The organism is Vibrio caribbeanicus ATCC BAA-2122 (assembly GCF_000165125.1).
GTDB classification, from domain to species: Bacteria; Pseudomonadota; Gammaproteobacteria; order Enterobacterales; family Vibrionaceae; genus Vibrio; species Vibrio caribbeanicus.
In genome coordinates this window covers 29715-49779 of record NZ_AEIU01000014.1, presented here as the reverse complement: position 1 = coordinate 49779, position 20065 = coordinate 29715, and the positions used below count along the sequence as shown (strand labels likewise).

17 protein-coding genes are annotated in these 20065 nt (G+C 41.8%); 7 read left to right on the top strand and 10 right to left on the bottom strand.

From position 1 onward, the window contains the following. The 5 genes from infC to RH40_RS01865 all read right to left on the bottom strand — a co-directional run. Positions 1-384, bottom strand: a 384-nt coding sequence (gene infC / locus RH40_RS01885) for a translation initiation factor IF-3 (RefSeq protein ID WP_081454951.1), incomplete at its 3' end; no start/stop codon positions are given. 3 nt (positions 385-387) lie between these two features. Next, positions 388-2316 carry a threonine--tRNA ligase gene (gene thrS / locus RH40_RS01880; RefSeq protein ID WP_009599580.1) on the bottom strand — a complete coding sequence of 643 codons (1929 nt, stop codon included), beginning with the start codon at positions 2314-2316 and terminating at the stop codon, positions 388-390. 380 nt (positions 2317-2696) lie between these two features. Next, positions 2697-4217 carry a bifunctional ADP-dependent NAD(P)H-hydrate dehydratase/NAD(P)H-hydrate epimerase gene (locus tag RH40_RS01875; protein ID WP_009599579.1) on the bottom strand — a complete coding sequence of 507 codons (1521 nt, stop codon included), beginning with the start codon at positions 4215-4217 and terminating at the stop codon, positions 2697-2699. 36 nt (positions 4218-4253) lie between these two features. Next, positions 4254-4691 (bottom strand): PAS domain-containing protein, encoded by a 438-nt coding sequence (locus RH40_RS01870; protein ID WP_009599578.1) that lies wholly within the window; start codon positions 4689-4691, stop codon positions 4254-4256. Beyond that, positions 4691-5698: a response regulator gene (locus tag RH40_RS01865; RefSeq protein ID WP_009599577.1), complete on the bottom strand. Its 1008-nt coding sequence runs from the start codon at positions 5696-5698 to the stop codon at positions 4691-4693. The genes RH40_RS01870 and RH40_RS01865 overlap by 1 nt, the downstream gene beginning before the upstream one ends. 379 nt (positions 5699-6077) lie before the next feature. Between RH40_RS01865 and RH40_RS01860 the strand changes: the two genes are divergently transcribed. Beyond that, positions 6078-7634, top strand: a complete 1557-nt coding sequence (locus RH40_RS01860) for a methyl-accepting chemotaxis protein (RefSeq protein ID WP_009599576.1) — start codon at positions 6078-6080, stop codon at positions 7632-7634. 51 nt (positions 7635-7685) lie between these two features. Here the strand turns inward: RH40_RS01860 and RH40_RS01855 are convergent, their stop codons facing one another. Next, a complete protein-coding gene (locus RH40_RS01855) occupies positions 7686-8147 on the bottom strand; it encodes a TetR/AcrR family transcriptional regulator (RefSeq protein ID WP_009599575.1) in 462 nt (153 codons plus the stop codon). Positions 8148-8728: 581 nt separating this feature from the next. Here RH40_RS01855 and RH40_RS01850 point away from each other — a divergent pair. Then, a complete protein-coding gene (locus tag RH40_RS01850) occupies positions 8729-9286 on the top strand; it encodes a leucine-rich repeat domain-containing protein (protein ID WP_009599574.1) in 558 nt (185 codons plus the stop codon). A 33-nt stretch (positions 9287-9319) separates the two neighbouring features. Here RH40_RS01850 and RH40_RS01845 read toward each other — a convergent pair whose 3' ends face one another. Beyond that, positions 9320-10426, bottom strand: a complete 1107-nt coding sequence (locus tag RH40_RS01845; protein ID WP_009599573.1) for a 1-acyl-sn-glycerol-3-phosphate acyltransferase — start codon at positions 10424-10426, stop codon at positions 9320-9322. Positions 10427-10616: 190 nt separating this feature from the next. Here RH40_RS01845 and RH40_RS01840 point away from each other — a divergent pair, with 190 nt between their 5' ends. The 3 genes from RH40_RS01840 to RH40_RS01830 all read left to right on the top strand — a co-directional run bounded on the left by RH40_RS01840 (position 10617) and on the right by RH40_RS01830 (position 14039). Further along, positions 10617-11219 (top strand): hypothetical protein, encoded by a 603-nt coding sequence (locus RH40_RS01840; RefSeq protein WP_009599572.1) that lies wholly within the window; start codon positions 10617-10619, stop codon positions 11217-11219. Between the two features lie 86 nt (positions 11220-11305). Further along, positions 11306-13174 carry a methyl-accepting chemotaxis protein gene (locus RH40_RS01835; RefSeq protein WP_009599571.1) on the top strand — a complete coding sequence of 623 codons (1869 nt, stop codon included), beginning with the start codon at positions 11306-11308 and terminating at the stop codon, positions 13172-13174. Between the two features lie 220 nt (positions 13175-13394). Further along, entirely contained in the window at positions 13395-14039 is a 645-nt protein-coding gene (locus RH40_RS01830) for a DsbA family oxidoreductase (protein ID WP_009599570.1), read from the top strand. On the opposite strand, the gene RH40_RS01825 is transcribed toward RH40_RS01830, so the two are convergent. Next, on the bottom strand, positions 14032-14937 hold the full coding sequence (locus tag RH40_RS01825; RefSeq protein ID WP_009599569.1) for a DUF808 domain-containing protein: 906 nt from the start codon (positions 14935-14937) through the stop codon (positions 14032-14034). The two genes, RH40_RS01830 and RH40_RS01825, sit on opposite strands and share 8 nt — an antisense overlap. A 240-nt stretch (positions 14938-15177) precedes the next feature. Between RH40_RS01825 and RH40_RS01820 the strand changes: the two genes are divergently transcribed. After that, positions 15178-16095: a M14 family metallopeptidase gene (locus tag RH40_RS01820; RefSeq protein ID WP_009599568.1), complete on the top strand. Its 918-nt coding sequence runs from the start codon at positions 15178-15180 to the stop codon at positions 16093-16095. On the opposite strand, the gene RH40_RS01815 is transcribed toward RH40_RS01820, so the two are convergent. Continuing rightward, positions 16087-16875, bottom strand: coding sequence for an AraC family transcriptional regulator (locus tag RH40_RS01815; protein ID WP_009599567.1), 789 nt, complete (start codon positions 16873-16875; stop codon positions 16087-16089). The two genes, RH40_RS01820 and RH40_RS01815, sit on opposite strands and share 9 nt — an antisense overlap. A 99-nt stretch (positions 16876-16974) precedes the next feature. On the opposite strand from RH40_RS01815, the gene RH40_RS01810 reads away from it, so the two are divergent. After that, positions 16975-17874 carry a DMT family transporter gene (locus tag RH40_RS01810; protein WP_009599566.1) on the top strand — a complete coding sequence of 300 codons (900 nt, stop codon included), beginning with the start codon at positions 16975-16977 and terminating at the stop codon, positions 17872-17874. Positions 17875-17987: 113 nt separating this feature from the next. Here the strand turns inward: RH40_RS01810 and RH40_RS01805 are convergent, their stop codons facing one another. Continuing rightward, positions 17988-19805 carry a hybrid-cluster NAD(P)-dependent oxidoreductase gene (locus tag RH40_RS01805; RefSeq protein ID WP_009599565.1) on the bottom strand — a complete coding sequence of 606 codons (1818 nt, stop codon included), beginning with the start codon at positions 19803-19805 and terminating at the stop codon, positions 17988-17990. Positions 19806-20065 lie beyond the last annotated feature (260 nt).

Here is a 20065-nt window from a genome sequence, read left to right as displayed (position 1 = left end):
CACTTTGTTGCCTTCTTCTAGGAAACGCGTCAGGTTGCGTAGTTTTACCTGATAGTCTCCTATATCAGTTCCAGGTCGGAATTTAACTTCCTTGATCTGAATCTGCTTTTGCTTTTTCTTCTGCTCTTTAGCAGCTTTGCTCTTTTCAAAGAGGAATTTACCGTAGTCCATCACTCGACATACTGGTGGCTCTGCATTTGGACTGATTTCTACCAGATCCATGCCAGCGTCTTCAGCTGCAGCAACAGCGTCTTGGATTGATACAATACCAACCGATTCACCATCTGCGCCTGTCAAACGAACTTCACGAACGCCACGAATTTCACCGTTTAAACGATGAGCACTTTGCTTGGCCGGTTGTTGGCCGCGTCTTCCGCCTTTAATAGCTTATTCCTCCAGATTGAGCTTACGGCTCGAAATCTCGTCTTGGATGTAAGAAACAAAATCATCCACTTTAAACTTACCGAGATCCTTACCTTTGCGAGTACGTACTGCGATTTCTCCGGCTTCCATTTCTTGGTCACCACAAACCAACATGTAAGGTACACGCTTCAAAGTATGTTCGCGGATTTTAAAGCCAATCTTCTCATTTCTCAAGTCTGCTTTGGCTCTAATTCCACATTTTTGTAGTTTTTGTGCCACTTCATGGACATAATCTGACTGTTTGTCAGTAATATTCATGATTATGGCTTGTTCTGGCGATAACCAAGTTGGGAAGAAACCGTAGTATTCTTCGATCAAAATCCCAATAAAGCGTTCCAAAGAACCCAGTATCGCACGGTGAATCATAACAGGGACTTGTCGCTCATTATTTTCATCTACGTAGGTTGCTCCTAAGCGACCCGGTAGGTTGAAGTCAAGCTGAACAGTGCCACACTGCCACGCACGGTCTAGACAATCATGTAAAGTAAACTCAATCTTTGGACCATAGAATGCACCTTCACCCTCTTGAATTTCATAGGGAATATCCATAGCTTCAAGTGACTGTTTAAGTGCTTGTTCTGATTCGTCCCATATTTCATCAGAACCAACGCGTTTTTCTGGACGAGTAGATAGTTTAACAGCGATATTGCTAAAACCAAACGTTTCGTATGTATCGTAAACCATCTTGATGCAAGAAGTAACCTCTTCTTGGATCTGGCTCTCAGTACAGAAAATATGAGCATCGTCTTGTGTAAAGCCACGAACACGCATAATACCATGCAAGGCACCCGACGGCTCGTTACGATGACATGAACCAAATTCCGCCATACGTAATGGAAGATCACGATAAGACTTCAGACCTTGGTTAAAAATCTGAACGTGACCTGGGCAGTTCATTGGCTTAAGTGCATAATCTCGGTTCTCAGATGCAGTGGTGAACATTGCATCTGCGTATTTATCCCAGTGACCAGAGCGCTCCCAAAGAACGCGATCCATAATAAGAGGACCTTTCACCTCTTGATAGTCATACTCGGTGAGCTTCTCACGAACAAACACTTCGAGATCACGGAATATAGACCAACCATTATGGTGCCAGAATACCATACCTGGCGCTTCTTGCTGCATATGGAAAAGATCTAGCTGCTTACCAATTTTACGGTGATCACGCTTTGCTGCTTCTTCTAGGCGAGTCAAGTGCGCTTTCAGTGCTTTTTTATCGTGAAAAGCCGTTCCGTATATACGCTGCAACATTTTGTTGTCGCTATTACCACGCCAGTAAGCACCAGCGATACTTAATAGCGTGAAATGCTGACAGAAACCCATATGTGGAACGTGAGGACCACGACACATATCAATGTATTCTTCATGATGATATAAGCCTGGACGATCGTCACGTGATACGTTCTCGTCCAGAATTTCCATCTTGTATGTTTCTCTACGACCCTCAAACGCGTCGCGAGCTTCCTGCCAGCTTACCTTTTTCTTTACAACCGCATACTTGGTTTTCGCCAATTCTTTCATGCGCTTTTCGATTTTTTCGAGGTCTTCTTGGGTTAAAGACTGTTCTAAATCGATATCATAGTAAAAGCCGCTATCAATCGTCGGACCAATAGCCATTTTGGCTTCTGGGTACAATTGCTTAATCGCATGACCAAGTAGGTGAGCACATGAATGTCGCACGATTTCTAAACCGTCAACTTCATCTTTTACGGTAATAATTTCTAAGCTTGCATCTTGTTCGATGAGATCACACGCATCAACACGCTGTCCATCCACACGACCTGCAATCGTTGCTTTCGCAAGACCAGGACCAATAGACTGAGCAACATCAAGGGTAGAAACGGGGTTATCGAACTGACGCTGACTGCCGTCAGGAAGAGTAATAATAGGCATTTAACTGTCCTTAACAGTGGTGTTGCACACCAAGCAACACATGAAAATAAAATCGATCTTTATTTTGAGTGAGAAAGTAATAAAGACTTTTATGTATCTGGCGCACTTTTAGGAACAAATACAGATGAACCTCTCAATGAGCCAGCTGTGGAGTTTAAACTAGTTGAACTTAAAAAGACACACTATTTTTATGTACTTACATCTACACAACACCAAGACATTCGGTTGTATATTAAGGTAACCTTGGAATTTAAGGCCTGAAGAGATTATTTGTCTCACAGACAAGGCAAAAGTATAAGGATTTAGTTACCTACATTGAAAGTTGGTAGCGAAATCAGCATACCAACAAGACGCTTCCTGTTGAAGAGTGTCGCAGAGGTTTATAAACTACTCTCGCTCAGCCATAGGTTCATAACTTGACGAACTTCTTGGATAACATCTCCAGCAAGAAGTCCTACAGGTCCTTCCCTCTCAGCAATTTGGTCGGCAGCGACACTATGTAGAAGAACCCCTGTTTTTGCCGCTTCGATAAGAGACTGGCCTTGCGCCAACAAAGAGGAGACAATACCCGTCAAAATATCCCCCATTCCCCCAGATGCCATTGCAGGGCTGCCTGCGTTACAGATAAATATGAAATGACCATCATAAATAAGAGTCCCTGCTCCCTTTAAAACGATTACACCCCCATACTTTTCGTGTAGGTCGTGCACGGCAGAAAAACGATCCTGCTCAATCTCTTTAACCGTTAGTCCCAAAAGCATTGCCGCCTCTCCCGGGTGAGGTGTCAAGATACGATAAGGGTCTTTATTTGGTGCTAAGCTCAAGAAATACAGAGCATCAGCATCTAAAACTTTGGGCTTATCGACATCAGAAATACGCATATAAAGTTGTTTCGCCCACTGATCTCTTCCCATCCCCGGGCCTAATGCCACTACGTCAGCAAAAAGTAATGCATCCCGTAATTCCCTATTGTCGCCACACCAACTCTGAGTCATAACCTCTGGACAACTTACCTGTAATGAGACACTTGAATCCTTATGACACAGTACTTTAATCAATCCTGTTCCCGTCCGCGCAGCTGCCCTTGAGCAGAGATTTATTGCCCCAGAGTAGCCAGAATTTCCGCCCAAACAAAGTAGCCGACCATTTGTCCCTTTATGAGCGATAGACTCTCGTTTGGGAAGGCAATTCAATAACTCCGTCTTGGATAACACAGAAACATTTGTGGGATAACAACGTTGAAACTCATCTTCAATGCCAAGGCCCGCGAAAAAAAGCTCCCCAACATAATTTCGCGCGTAACCTGTCAACAGGCCTCGTTTAACACCGATAAAGCTGACAGTGTGATCAGATTTTATCACCTCTCCAAGCTTACCCCCAGTATCAGAGCAAAGACCAGATGGAACATCAATGCTCACAATAGGAATAGAAAGATGATTAATTTTGCTGATTAAGTTTTGTAGCTGCGGTCTTACTTTTCCAGAAATCCCTGTGCCTAACAAACCGTCAACGATAAGATCAAAAGAGGAGACAATATCTTCTTCACTTATTTCTGTTATATCTCCTCCTGCATCAATCCATTCCTGATAAGCTCGCAGACCGTCTTCAGAAAGTCGTTCCTTTTGACCGTTAAAAACGAGACTGACATTTCTTCCATCTAGCTTTGCTAGGGTCGCAACTACAAATGCATCACCACCATTATTACCATTACCACAGAACACTAGAATTCTATCAGCACTCGGGTATTGCAACTGAATTAATGCATAGACGGCCTGACCTGCACGTTTCATTAGCGTGTACATTTCAAAGCCTTTTTTCTCAGTCAGCTCTTTTTCGCCCACTTTTACTTGTTGGCTTGTATATAATTTATAGGGTATGTCGCGGGAAATGATTTCTGACATGATTAAACTTTGGCTTAATATACTCCGTTAATCTTTTCAGATTTTTAATGATGCTAATGCTTCAGACGTTGCATCTTGGACTGAAAGAAATAGAGACTTGACTTCGCCTGTAGTTGTTCTCATTGGGTTTAAAGTTATATTTTGATACATGAAATCAGCCTGCTGAGTCACAGGACGAACATTTCGACACTTAAACAAATAAGGTCTTTGTCGCCAAGTTATAAAACTACGACATCCCAAGTCATATACCGGCTTGGTCTTAAGCTGCAACCATTCTTTGGGAATTTCGGGGAATATGTCAAATAATGATTTACCAATTGCATCATGCCCTTGAATGCCGCTGTGATGGGTCATAAAACCGTTCCAGAGCTGAACATTGTGTTCTCTATCTAACACAATCAGCCCAAGGTCAACATTTTGAACCATGTCGACCATCCAATGGAATTGTTCAAACTCTGCTGGTAATGAGTTCATTAGAAGTCCTCCATTAGATAGGACAACTTATTATCGAGTATCGGAAGGGATTCATCGACGAACATAAACAATAGATCACAAGCTATGGTTGTCTGATCTATTTTATAGCTAACTTCAAATGTCATCGTTTTATTAAAACTCCCAGTGGTATTTTCGATAACAGAGTCGATTGAAATATAACGGCCAAGTAATACAGGGGAGCTTTGAAAGAAGCGAACTTCCGCCTGTTTACCTAGCCCGTTTAAAAAAGAGCCAACCAGAATGTTAGAAACATCCATAAGTAACTCTAGCTCTTCGAGTTCCTCACTCTCAGTAGGAACCTTCATCAGCTTTTTGAGATCACTGACACTCGAATCACTCAACAGAACTAAGGCTTCCCCTGCAATTCCCTCGCCACTAAACCCTTGGCATACACCCGATACCTGATCATTATCAGCCAAATCTCGCAGAGCCATATGGAGTTCACTAAGTTCAAAGATATTTACGTTAGGCAAAGGCAGATGCACAAACACGTCAAAGTGACGCGCCAAAGCGTCGGCGGCATGACCAATCGAAACATTCGCTACCTCCATATACGTATCTCGACGTTTAACTCGAGGCATTTCATAGGACACGGGAGTAACGATAGTTTGGGGTTTGTCTTCAGGTTCAACGAGCTCTCTTAAAATCTCGTTTAGGGCGTCTTTGTTGACTGGCTTTTGAATAAATGCCTTTGCACCTAACTCTAAGACACGTGCTTTTGCCTTTGGTTGAAAGTCCCCAGAAACAACTACCACAGGCACATCGATGCCTCGCTTACTCATCTCCTCAAGTGTCCCGTAGCCATCAAGCTCTGGCATGGTCAAATCGAGGAACATTAATTTAAACGAGCTACTCTCAAGTTGCTCTAGCGCGTCGAGACCGTGCACCGCAAACGTAATGTCCGCATTGAGTGAAGTCGGTACTGAGCGAGCCATTTGCTTTCTCGCTAGCGTGGAGTCATCGCATATTAGAACTGGATATGACATGCCTGCGCATACTCCTGTTTACAAATTGCCATCAAAAGATTGCTTATCCACCAAACAATCCAAAATTACAAGAATTACATACAGATATAGTTATCACTAACAATAAACTTCTTCAATCAAATTTTGTAACAAAGTTCTCGAACAACACATGACAAGAACAAATACTTATTGATCCTATTTTACAGCGCTTTATACCGAGCTGTGTATGGATTACGCGACCCTAGCTATAAGCGTAGACTATGAAGACAGAAAACAGGCAGGAGATAATTTAGATTTTATTATTTTAAAACAATTTTATCATTAGTTCTTTTTTTATACTTATACTCTCTGAAAGAGCGATTCATTTTTAGTCGCTTCCCCCTTAGCACAGGAGAGCGACATGCGGATTAATCAGCCCGTTACACAGAAAGAGATTACGTTTCCACCCGAGTACAACCTACTATCCGTGACAAAACCGAGCAGCCACATCACCTACGCAAGTGAAGATTTTTGTGAGGTTGCTGGGTACACATTAGACGAGCTTATTGGACAGCCACACAATATGGTTAGGCACCCTGATATGCCACCAGCTGCTTTCGAGAATATGTGGGGATCGATTAAAAAAGGCGAGTCTTGGATGGGGATTGTAAAAAATCGATGTAAAAATGGTGATCATTATTGGGTTGATGCATTTGCAACACCGATTAAAGAAAATGGTAAAACGATAGAATACCAATCCGTCAGACTGACACCGAAACGAGAATATATTGAAAACGCGGAAGAGATATACGCTCAATTAAATAAGGGAAAAACTCCTATCCAACTCAAACTACCTCGCTTTCGCCTCTGGCAAAGAGTCACCGCTTCTCTGTTTGTTTTTTCTGCCATATGCTCTTTTATCGCTACCCTATCTCCCATAGTCGCAGTCTGGCTGCTTTTTGGTTTAGGTTCAGGTAGCGCATACCTTTTGACCAGACGCTTAGAAAACCTATCAAAGGAGGCAAGAAAAGTTTTTGACAACCCGCTTATGGAACTGATTTACAACAAAAAAGTTGATGACATTTCGGAAATACAACTCGCACTGAAAATGCGCCAGTCTGAGCTCAATTCTGTCGTAGGTAGAATTCAAGACTCTAACCAAAAAATAGCCGATATGGCCGCCTCTTCTGCAAAAAATTGTGATACCACTGCGGAAAACCTGACCAATCAAACAGCAGAAACAGAGCAGGTCGCAGCTGCGGTTAATGATATGCACACAACTGCGGACGAAATAGCAAGAAATGCTCAGAAAGCTTCAGACGTTACAGACCAAGCAGACAGCGCCGCGACAGAAGGTAGGTCTTCCGTCACGGAAACGATAGATTCGATTAATGAACTGTCAGAACAATTAAGCGTTGCATCATCCGTTATTCAACAACTCGCAGAGCACAGCAAAACTATTGGTGAAGTCCTTATAGTAATTCAAGGTGTCGCGGAACAAACAAACTTATTGGCACTCAATGCGGCAATTGAGGCAGCAAGGGCTGGTGATCAAGGCAGAGGGTTTGCGGTTGTGGCAGATGAAGTTCGCCAATTAGCACAACGCAGCCATGAGTCGACAGAAGAAATACAAAATATCATTAAACTTATCCAAACCAGCACAGATAAAGCTGTTCAAGCGATGAATGAAGGCATACAGCTATCAGACCAATGCGTAAATTGCGCCAATACATCGGGCGGAAAACTTGATGATCTGCTCAATCAAGTCAAAGACATATCAAAACGAAATAGTCAGATTGCAACGGCAATAGAGGAAATGGCGCGAGTTTCAGACGAAATGAAATCAACCATACAATCTATTACAGACGTTTGTTCTGCAACGAATTACCTAGCCACTGACACCAAAAAAGAATGCGATGAACTCGCTTCAAACGTGACCTCACAAGGCAAGTTGGTAGCACAATTCAGGAAGCTTTAATCACTGAAAAGCAGCCCATAGCATTACTTGAATAAAGCTATGGGCGAAGTTTTATTTAGAGAGCTTAATCAATGACTTACCTACCAGCCACTCTAGCTCTTTGTGACTTTCTTGACCAAATTTTTCTTCAGTAATCGTGTATAGCCTTTCTATTCCTCTGCTCGCAAAGTCGTGAGCATTTTGTGCGGTAACAATATGGTGAAATAGAAGTTTTAAGATTGCCCGAAACTCTGAATTATCCAACGAACTAACCCAACTTGCTGAAAAAGCTTTCAAGCCTGCTTCAAAGTCCACGTGATCAATGAACATCGAAAAGATACGACCATCCAGTGCATTCGTAAAGTCGGTTTTCTTTGGGAAATGATGACTAATACCCGTCCTTGAAACCCCCGTTTGCTGACTTAAAGTGGTATAGGACATTTTGTCATATCCAAGACGCAACAACTGATCAACGACGGCATCCATTATTTTCTGAACGGTGATTTCAGTATCTTCTTTACTACGTTTCGGCATTTTTAAGATCTTCTCTCTGTCTATTTGTATTTTTATTATTAGTACTCACTCCGAAAAAACTTTAGATACTAAAACGTAATTGAATACGCTCGTCTAAACACAAAGTTTCTCTTAATTATCTTTGGGTTAGTAAGCCTGAACCACAGCCCTACAAACAACAATTAAAAGAGATCAAATACGTTTAAGTACAGTTTTAATCGGTAAGTCCCCTATTTTTGTTTATATCATTATGAGTGTTCGATAATGTTATAAATTTTCAGTGCTGACAACTCAATGAATAGTAATCAGCTTCTGATATAACATGGATTTTCGTGATTAATTGATCTTAATCACATAAGAATGTGAATCATTCTCGAAATCAAGACAAAGTTGAGGCAAAACAAGAGATAGAGATTCTATAAAATCAAAGATAAACTAAGATTTCAGTTCAAAGTTGAATGGTTTTTATGGAAGGATACAGGGATTATCGTTGGATCTGGTGAAAGACTGTTATACTGAGCAAAATACTTTTACGGTTCACTTCAACTACATCTGAGCTGCTTATGATTCGAGTTTTTACCGTATTGTTAATGATTTATAGTATGAATAGCCAAGCCTTGATCCTAGATCAGTTCCATATACTTAATCATATTGATAACTATGGAAACATTGATCTAAGAAACAAACCCTACACAGAGCTACCAGCAGGCCTTGTGATACAGGGTAATTTGGATATATCCAAAACCCAAATTAAAACAATACCAGAAGGTATAGATATCCAAGGAAGTTTAACCGCAACAAACTGTGGTTTGAAGAAGATAGCGAATGGCGTCAACATAAGGGGCTACGCAAATTTATTAGGGTCCAAAATTACACGCTGGCCAAAAGGTGTAAAAGTTGGAGGCTACATTAACCTAACCGACACCCCATTAACTGCCCTTCCACCTCGTTTTAAGGTAAAGGGAGATTTAAGCGTTATTCGCACTCCATTACAAAACTTGCCAGAGGGTCTAGTCGTTGAGGGAAACCTCTATATTGGTGGTTCAAAGATCTCCACATTTCCCGCTACTATGACTGTAAAAGGAAATATTTTTCTCGGCGGAAACCAAATTACAAAGTGGCCCGCCAATTTAGAGTTGGGCGGCGCAGTCGCCCGTTAAATCTATTTTAAAGCAAATTCAGGCTCGTATTCACTAAATTGCTTTTTGTTTTCCAACCGGATTAGCATAACTGGCAATTAAATAAGGTCGAGCAGCTTTAGGAAGACTGCGGAGTTTTTCTGCCATTTTATCCTTGACCTCTTGGGCTACTGACTCGTCACCAGCGGCAAATTGATTGATTGGAAACAGTTTGTAATTTCTGTGAATCTGGCGATCAAGCTCACTTGCTAACGCTTCGGGCGAGTCAAAATCTTGTTTTATAACATTGCCAAAAGCAACATTAATTCGGCCTTTGGGGCCTATAATCCCCTGAACAATACTTTCAATATCTTCAAACTCACTTTTTTCGTAGTTACCATCCGATGCCTTTGCCTCAAGCTCATTTGCTTTGGCCAAATCACAAGGATCATTCTCATAAGAAATAGAAACGGGCACGATTTTTAGTTGTTTTACGTAGTCGGCGAATGAGACCTTCTGCTTACGCCCCTCTACATGAAACATTTTAAGTATCGCAGGCTCGGTAAAGTCGTTGCCATCTTTCGCTCTCCCCTCTCGTTGTGCAATCCATATAGAATGCCCAGAGTCTAACGAGTATTTAATATAAGCGGATAGCGTACCAAGTGCCTTCATCATTTCGCGAGGACCTTTAGCTGAACGTTTAACGATAAAGCTTTTATTTAACTTCATCAGTTCTGTTGCACAAGGTTTTTTCAGCAAATTATCCCCAATTGCAATTCGAACTGTTTTATGACCATGCAAAAACAAACCATAATTCACGAGCGCTGGGTCCATAGCGATATCTCTATGGTTTGAAACAAATAGATACGACTGATTCGGGTCGAGCTTATCGAGCCCCTCGAACGTTACCCCATCAGAAGTTGACTCTAGAGTTTTGTCAAGATACTTCTTGACCTCAAGTTGAATAGCTTCAACGGAGTTTAGTTGAGACCACTTTATCTTTAAGTATGATTTCACCAGAGGAGTTGCCAATCGCTTCAACCAAATAGGACTCGTCTTTAAACGATATTGTAATATCGCATTGATAAACTCTTTATCACCGACTAGTCGATCAATAGCTGCAGGAATTTCTTCATCATTGTAAGGGCGAATGTCAATATATGGGTCGTTTATTTTGGTCATCATAATGTTAATTAAATTTTAAAACGCACCTATTCTACTCATTGAGGCACATCTGAAAAGCTTTCATGTTGATATCTTATGTAAGGTCAGACCACAGTTTTCTCATGAGGTTCAGATATCCGCCAATGAGCTTGGCTTTTGAACTAATAACCGCTAACCTTGTCCGCCTGCTGATCAGAGAACTAACCTAATGAATTACGCGACTTCATTCGAATCAAAATATTATCCATTCCTTTTATGCACCCCACGCAAAAAAACGTTTAAGCACCAATTGATCCGTGTTACGGATGGATTAGTTCTGATAAGACTTGGAAAAATTGAATATGCCGTAGAGCCAGGCCAAGAATTTTGGTTACCTTTTGATACCTTAACCTCTCTCACATTCACACCTCAAAGTGAATGTGAAAGAGTGGAGATATCCTCTCGAGTAGTCAAAAACTTTCCCAAGCAAGCAGGTTATTTAAAATCAGACGAACTCATTATTGGGCTGCTCGATCGATTAAAAACAATCGCGTCAACTGATATCACGAATGACTATCTAAAGCTGATAATGTACGAGCTCACTTTACAAAAGCCACAACTGAAAGAGAACCAAACAACAAAAGACATCAAGGATTGGAGAGAGGTAAGTAGTCAACTATCTCAAGAGCTTAGATATATGCTCATGATTAGAGAAGCTCAAAAACAAATTCAATCTGGAAAAAGTCGTTCTGACGTCATCTTGCACTTTTTTCAGAACGACGAAGAGCTAGTCGATAACTTAGAAAATGCAATTTTAGGCACAAAATTATAGAAAAACAGCTTTTTACTGGCTGAAATTTCATTTAATAACTATAAATCTATAAGTGATTGCTTTTACTCATAGGTGGGGATTGACTAATGAAATTTAGCCATAAGATAGTGGCCGCGTCTTCTATTTTACTGTTAGTGACCGTCACTCTTTTAACGCTCCAACAATATTACACCGTCAAAAATGAAGTTAGAACTCTGGTCACATCAAGCGTTACAGAGATTGTTGACGGCGTGAGGGACACCACAGCCGCTGAAATTGAACTGCGCAAAGCATTAGCAAACTATGCCACAAGTATGCTCGAGGTTGATCTTTCCCCAGAATCCATTTCGGCAGTGATCACCCGGCCGATAATCAAAGAAACATTCCTTTTGGCCGGTCTAGGATTCGAGAAAGACGGCTCTAACATCAATAACGATCCCGGCTGGAATCCAGGACCGACATGGGATCCAAGAAAAAGACCATGGTACATAGATGCCAAAAACTCCGGTAAACTTGTCATTACAGCGCCATATGCTGATTCTGCAACTGGAGAAATCTTAGTGTCTATCGCAACTCCAGTGAATGATAATGGTAAATTTATCGGAGCCATTTTTTATGACGTGAGCCTAGGCGCTCTTGCTGAACTGGTTAATAGAGTCCATCTATTCGATGCAGGTTATGTCTTTATTGTTGCTGAAGATGGAACAACCATCGCCCACCCATCCAAGGAGTTTAATGGTAAACCAATGTCAGATTTTCTTGGTGACGCAAAAATTGAAGATGAACCACAACAAGTAATGATTAATGGTAAAACTTTCAAGGTCGATTTTTCGAACGTCCCCGGCGAAGATTGGTATGTCGGCGTGATTTTAGACGAAGAAATAGCGTATCATTCCCTAGCTGAACTGCGTAATAGTTCCATGGTTTATACTGTAGTAGCACTAGTCGCAAGTATTTTTATCTTGTTATTCCTAATCAAAATACTAATGAAACCGCTCGCTACATTAAATCAGGCTATCCAGAGCGTTGCCTCGGGCCAAGGTGACCTAACGCAACGTCTGGACACGGATACCGATGAGGAATTTTCTAGCTTAGCTAAGGGGTTCAACGAGTTTACTAGCACATTGCAAAAACTCATCAATCAATCAAAATCCATTGGTACAGAGATACTTCGTGGCTCTGAAATGACGTCAATGGGTCTACAAGAGTCTGCTGTTGCAATGCGAGATCAACTGCATGAGCTTGAACAACTTGCAACGGCGATGAATGAAATGGCGACAACTTCAGGAGAAGTTGCATCCAATGCTCAAAACGCTGCTGCTGCTGCTAATCAGGCCGATAGCGCAACAAGTACAGGAACGTCGGTAGTGAGTGATACGACCGAGGCCATTAATGCACTAGCACTGCGCATCGATGAAGCTGTCGAGGAAGTTAAAGGGCTTGAAAGTGCCACCGCAAACATAGAGACGATATTGAAGGTGATAAATGATATCGCGGACCAAACTAACCTGCTTGCATTAAACGCTGCGATTGAGGCAGCCCGTGCGGGTGAGTCAGGACGAGGGTTTGCGGTTGTTGCTGATGAGGTAAGGACCCTTGCTCAAAGAACCCAAGAGTCAACTACAGAAATCCGCAGTATGATTGAACAATTGCAAGCAGGGGCAAGTTCAGTATCCAACGCCATGAACACAAGTAAGAATACAGCCGTAGATACTGTGCGAAGGGCTGAGGAGGCGAACTCGGCACTAGAAAGCATCCGTGATGGAATCCAAAAGATCACCGATATGAATTTACAAATAGCCTCTGCGGCAGAAGAGCAAAGCTCGGTTGCTGAAGAGATAAATAGCAACACTGTCAAAATCAAGGACTTGTCGAGACAAGTTGCCGATTCAGCCGAAAATGCGAGCGTAGAAATGCAAGCTCAAACCGCCAATATTCGCGAACAAGACTCCATTTTGAATAAGTTTACTGTCTAAGTGACTCCGATTGGTGTGGCACAATCGAGGTGCCACACCAAACCTTATCGAAACGTCTACCTATTCTTATAAAAAATTTTTTGCTCGCAAACTCAATCTAAACCCTGCTCCCAATACCACTCGTACTTATCTTCCCTATTTATCGGCCAACCCTTAATTTTAAAACTATCATTAATAATATTGTTTCGATAAGAGTATGATGAACGGTAAAGGAAGATATATGGACAAAGTTCAAATTGATATTGTCTCTGACGTAGTTTGCCCTTGGTGCATTATTGGTTATAAAAGACTAGCATTGGCTCTAATCGCATTGTCCGACCATTTAGAAGCTGATATCCACTGGCACCCATTTGAACTCAACCCTGCCATGCCGACGCAGGGACAAAACCTCAGCGACCACTTGATTGAAAAATTTGGCACCAGCGCAGAAGCATGCCTATCTGCAAAACATACTTTGAGCGCGCTGGGACATCAAGTTGGCTTCCAGTTCCATTACAGCGAAGACACTAAAATTTATAACACTCGTAAAGCACACCAGCTACTAATGTGGTCGCAAGTAGAAGACCGTCAGCTCGACTTGGTTATGGAAATTTTTCGCGCTTACTTTACTCAAGGTCAAGATATCAGTTCTGATGAGGTGCTCATGAATTGTGCTGAGCACGCCGGGCTGAATATGGATACAGCTGCCAAAGTACTTAATGATGATAGCTGGGCAACTGCAGTTGCCTCAACAGAACAACAGTGGATAGAGGCGGGAATTAGTGCAGTTCCTGCAATCATTATCAACAAAAAGCATATTTTTTCAGGAGCCCAGCCTACTGAAGTATTAATCAATAAGATAGACCAACTGGCTCACTCTAATTAATAGTGTCTTTGATTTTTATTGCCAAAGCAACGACGCCCACGGTAATAAAACCAGCTACAAGCCCCACCAACCCATTCACTATCGATGGTAAGAGAGCTTGAGCGATAGCTAGGTTGGGAATATCAAGAATAATAGGCTCAATCCAATGATGCATGAGAGGAATGTTGTGAACAATAATGCCACCACCCACCAAAAACATCGCGATCGTCCCTACTACCGTTAAAAATTTCATTAACTTCGGTGCAAATGATATCAAACCTTGCCCGACTAAAAATAATACACCTTCAGATTGGGACTGGCGTTTCAAGTAAAAACCCAAATCATCTAGCTTAACAATACAAGCGACAAGACCGTAAACACCGACTGTCATGAGGACAGCAATTAGACTCAACACTAAAATCTGAGTAGTCATCAACTGACCTTTTACCGTACCAAGTGCAATTACGATTATCTCAGCAGACAAAATAAAGTCCGTTCGAATCGCCCCCGCGATCTTTTTTTGCTCAAATTCAACCACTGAATTAGCACTATCCTCAAGTGGATGCTCGGTATTCTCATCATGATGAAATAACTTTTCAAGGATTTTCTCAGCGCCTTCAAAACACAAAAAAAGACCACCAATCACCAATAACGGCATAATTAAGCCTGGGAAAATAGAGCTAAGCAATAATGCGGCTGGTACTAAAATTAATTTATTTCGGAATGACCCTTTGGCAACGCTCCAGACGATAGGAAGCTCTCGCTCCGCTGCAACGCCGGAGACTTGCTGTGCGTTCAGTGCAAGATCGTCTCCCAATACCCCCGCAGTTTTCTTCGCCGCCATTTTAGACATCACTGCGACATCATCTAGAACTGTTGCTATATCATCAAGAAGAGTTAATAAACTCGCACCCGCCATTCTTATTTCCTATTTTCATCTTTCTTTTTAAACAATGTATCACTGCATTGTTCAGCAACCAAATGAATTAATACGATAGGCTATTGCGCAGTGGAGTGATTTCACAGTTGCAGATTCAGAGCTTCACTAGGATGAAATTTTTCAAAACCGATACGATTGAAATAGCGTACATCGACTATTGAAAAGCAGCACTCTGCACTCTATTCTGTTGTCGTCACAATCATGCAGTAAGGTAGAGCAATGAAAAATACAACATACCCAATCGGAAGCGCAGGAAAAGAGTGGCAACAAAGTGAGCGCGAACAATGGCGAAATCAAACGTCGATAAAAAGAAGCTATCAAGAAGAAGTTGTTAGCAAAATAGCCGCACTATCCGATAGATTCGATGTTGAACAATACGGTGCACTCTCCTATGACACGGATCGATACCCTGTATTTTCTATTCGCTCAAAAGATTGGAACGCCGAAAAACCCAACGTTCTAATTACAGGCGGTGTTCACGGTTACGAGACAAGCGGCATTCATGGCGCCTTAGAATTTGTTAATACAAAAATGACCATGTACTCAAAAAATTTCAACATCATCGTAGTGCCTTGTGTCAGTCCTTGGGGATACGAAACCATCAATCGTTGGAACCCGTTAGCTATTGACCCAAATCGCTCTTTTTACCCTAACTCTCCTGCGGAGGAATCGGCGTTACTTATCGATTTGGTAAACAAAATGGGTGATTTCCTTGTCCATATTGATCTTCATGAGACAACTGACACTGACGAGAGTGAATTTAGACCCGCATTAGCCGCACGAGATGGTTTAGAGTATATACCGGGAACGATTCCAGATGGCTTTTATACGGTTGGAGATACAGAGAAGCCCCAAGCAGATTTTCAAGCAGCGGTGATAAACAGTGTCAGCAAGGTTACCCACATCGCTCCTGCCGACAGCGACAACCAGATTATTGGTTCACCTGTAACTCAACACGGTGTCATCAACTACCCGATGAAAAAACTCGGGCTATGTGGTGGGATAACCAACTGTGTATACAGCACGACAACGGAAGTTTACCCAGATAGCGTAAAGGTGAGCGACGAAGACTGTAACCATGCTCAAGTTGCCGCGATAGTTGGAGGATTGGAGTACGTACTGTCACAATCAGAGTAAACGCTTCTTGTATTGCTCCGGGGTAAAACCGGAGTATTTTCTGAACATGGCGATAAATGGACTTGATTGGTTATAACCTAAAGTTAAAGCAACTTCTTTCACTGAAAAGCCTTTGCGTAATAGATCCATGGAGTATAGATAACGAACCCTCAATCGCCATTCTGTAAAACTCATACCAAGCTCTGATTGACAGTACCGAGCTAATGTTCGCTCTGTTGTATGCACAAGATCAGCCCATTGAGCTAAACTTGTATTATCTATAGGGTTCTCCTCTACAGCAGCCAGAATATCAGCAAGATATCGATTGTCACTAGACGGTAGAAAATGATGCTGAGTGTCTTGAGTTGCCAGCTGGTCAATCAAGACTTCAACCAATTTTTTATCCTGAAGAGATTGCGCTATATTTATCTTCCTTTGCCTAAAGTCATCGATAATTGCAGATACGATTGGAGTCACTTTAATCAAACTAGTGCATGTCGGGAAAAACATGGCATATTGATCGGAAATATTCAAAGAGCAATAAGATAAAGGTTTACGATTAAAGCTTGTGTGCTCAACACCAGCCGGAACCCAAATCGCTAAGTGAGGGGGAGCTAAAAAACGAGTACCTTCAGCCTCCATCTCCAGAATACCGCCACTGATAAGCTGTATTTGTCCCCACGAATGACTGTGGTTACGTGTCTCGGTATTCGAAAGAAATGCTTCAAAGTTCATAAATACATCAGAAGGTGGTGTATCTATAGGTAATGATGGATGGATGTGCCTAGCTGATTTTCTCAAGTCTGTCTTCCTATCACTCAAACCGTCTGAATAGAGATATGTGTAATTATACAGACCTGACACACTGAGCGCCAGTTACAAAAACTTGGGAAAGATAATATGAAGTACTTATTCCCACTCATTACAGTGTGTATTTGGGCTGGTAACACGATAATTAATAAATTGGCGGCGAGCAGTATAGAGCCAAGTGCGATGAGTTTTTATCGTTGGCTTGTTGCTGTCTTTGTACTGTCCCCTTTTTGTTTGCCCAGTATCATAAAAAATCATAAAAAAATTCGTCCCTACTTAATTAAGCTCGCTTTTTTATCATTGATAGGTATGGTGATTCACCAATCCCTCTCTTACTATGCGGCATTGACAACGACAGCCTCAAATCAGGCTTTGATACTGTCTTTAGTCCCATTATTTGCGATATTTTTCAGCGTCCCACTGCTATCTAAATCAATATCTTCAACCAGCATATTGGGGGGTGTTATTGCTATTTCTGGCCTTATTTTTATGTTGGGCAAGGGAGATTTTGCCTACCTATTACACCAAGACGTTACCATCGGTGACATTCTTATGATCATTGCCTCAGCTTCTTATGGTGCTTACTGTGTTCTCTTAAAAAAATGGAACATGCCATTGTCTAATTGGACAATGGTTTATATGCAAGGCCTGTTTGCACTGCTCATGCTGATTCCGCTATGGCTAACTAGTAACCAACTGATTCCTAGCCCTTCATCATTGCCGTTAATAGCCTATGCAGGGTTTGGTGCTTCGATATTAGCCCCTTGGTTATGGGTGAGGGCCATTAAACTTATTGGTGCCGACACGAGTGCTATGTTTATGAACTTAGTTCCTATTTTTGCTATGTTGATGGCTTCATCGATATTAGGAGAGACTGTTTATTACTATCACATTATTGGCGGACTTTTGGTTCTTACAGGCGTGGTAATATCTCAAATTAAACCTAGACAGAAAAAATCATGCCTAAATCATGTCAAAGTGAGAGATTAATAACCTTGCCAATGACTTAAGTTTTATAACAAAAAGGCGGCAATAAAAGCCGCCTTTTGATTTTTTCGAGATGCTATCTATTTTAGAAAAATTAGAGACCGCTACCTTTATTATTAACCGATCAACTCAATATCACTTTGAGGAATACTACAACAGGCAAATACAACGTCTTGTTTGTTGTTTTCAAATTCTAGTGCTGGGACATCAGGCTGATAAACATTTCCAGCCGTTAAGGTCATTTTACATGCTCCACACAATCCAGCACGACAGCTGTTAGCGATGGAGATCCCCACATCTTCTGCCTGTTCCAGTATGGTTTTCTGATTGTTTCCTTTAAAAGATCTTCCATTTACCGTTAGCGTGACTTCTTTTAGCGGTTGCTTAGGAGCCTGCCCTGCTGAAAATGCCTCTTGATGATAAAAATGCTCAGGGAGTCCCTTTTTCAACAACAAACTTTTCGCTTTTTGCATAAACAAATCTGGGCCACAAACAAAGGTTTGCCGTTGCTCAAGATCAGGTATACGTTTTAGATGAGATAAAGAAAGTCTGCCTTTCAACCCAGCCCAACCATCGTCTGGACGAGAAAGCGAGCAGTATACTTGTAAACCTGTGTGTTTTTCTGCAAGCGCTTCAATCTCAGCCCAACAAGGCTGATCTTCTTGAGAACTACACTGATGATAAAATACAACATCATTAACTAAATCATTATCAGATAAGTATCGCAGTATCGATAACATAGGAGTAACACCACTTCCCGCAGAAAGAAGTAATAACGGCTGTTTTGCTTGCTCTTGTAAATAAAAATTCCCAGTTGGTTTCTCAGCCAGCAAAGTACTCCCCACCTGAAAATTCTCATGCAGCCAATTTGATACGTGACCACCTTCAATTCGTTTTACTGATATAGCGATACGTTCGGGACGAGAGGGACTGGATGACACTGTGTATCGTCGTTGAAGCGTCTTACCATCAATTTGAAGCGATATAGGAAGGTGTTGACCCGGGAGATACGACAAGTCAAACCCTTCGGGTCTGTCCAACCAAAAGGTGACAAAATCTCGAGCAATTTCCTCTCTCTCAACACAGGTTAGTTCGTGATGTACTGGGCTATTATCTGGATAAACCTCTTTATCCTTGTATTCGAGCACCTCAACTTTGTCTCCTTGGTGGATCATCCCTTCGTTCTTTGCCACTAGGTTCTGACCAAAGAAGACTCCACCCCGTTCGTTGGCACGAAATTGAGTAAGTGTATTCAAAGGCTCTTTACTGGCTCTCAATTCACCTTTATCGACATCAACAGTGGTCAGAATACATCTTTCGCAGGGTTTTACGGACTCAAACTCAACCTCTCCAATACGAATTCGTTTCCAACTATCTTCAGCAAAAGGGGTCGTTTCGCCTACGACCAGATTGGTTCTAAATTGATCCATACTGTGCGTTTCTGGGCTACGTCGATTAAGCTCCTCCAATGAGGCCTCACTGATCACCAGCATAGGGTATCCATCAGCGAAACTGACGTTGTGCCCCACCTTTTCTGGAACTCGATTTGATTGCTCACCACTAAACAATAACTCGACACGTTTTCCCAAGACATCACTAAACCAATCATCCGCTTCATCGGTTGTCGTGTACGCAACAAAATTATCTTTCCAAACCTGTGCTGGCGTCTCCTGCATCTTAAACTCTGAATAGCGTAGCCTTAGCGGGGAGTGATTTTCCGCCCTAAAAATAATGCCGTCAGGGGTAAGACTTGAACGCACTGTGACCATCTGAGGATATTTTCTTGCCGTTACCATAGCGCCATCTGAAAAAGCCAACATAAAGCGCCGATCGAACATTAAGCCTTGCTTTTCCACCCAGCAGGATGAAAGCGACAGCCCTCCAATCGATTTCACTGGAAATACATTAATTTGTCTTAGGGTTGGATGTGACATTGCTTACCCTCTTATTTTTGTTAGTGAGTCTATTATACCCAAGTAATACGAAATTAATTGGTACTATTGTACACCCAAGCGACTTTAAGGTGCAGTATTCAAAGCTTTGAGTTAATGGAAAATAAAGATACTAGCTTCGCGACTGGGACGTGAGTTGAACTCATTGCGCCGATGATAAGTGAGAGAACGCGAGGAATAACTAAAAAATAGGATGCAATACATGACAGTTTGCTCTATCATCCTGTCGCCTAAAGGTAAGC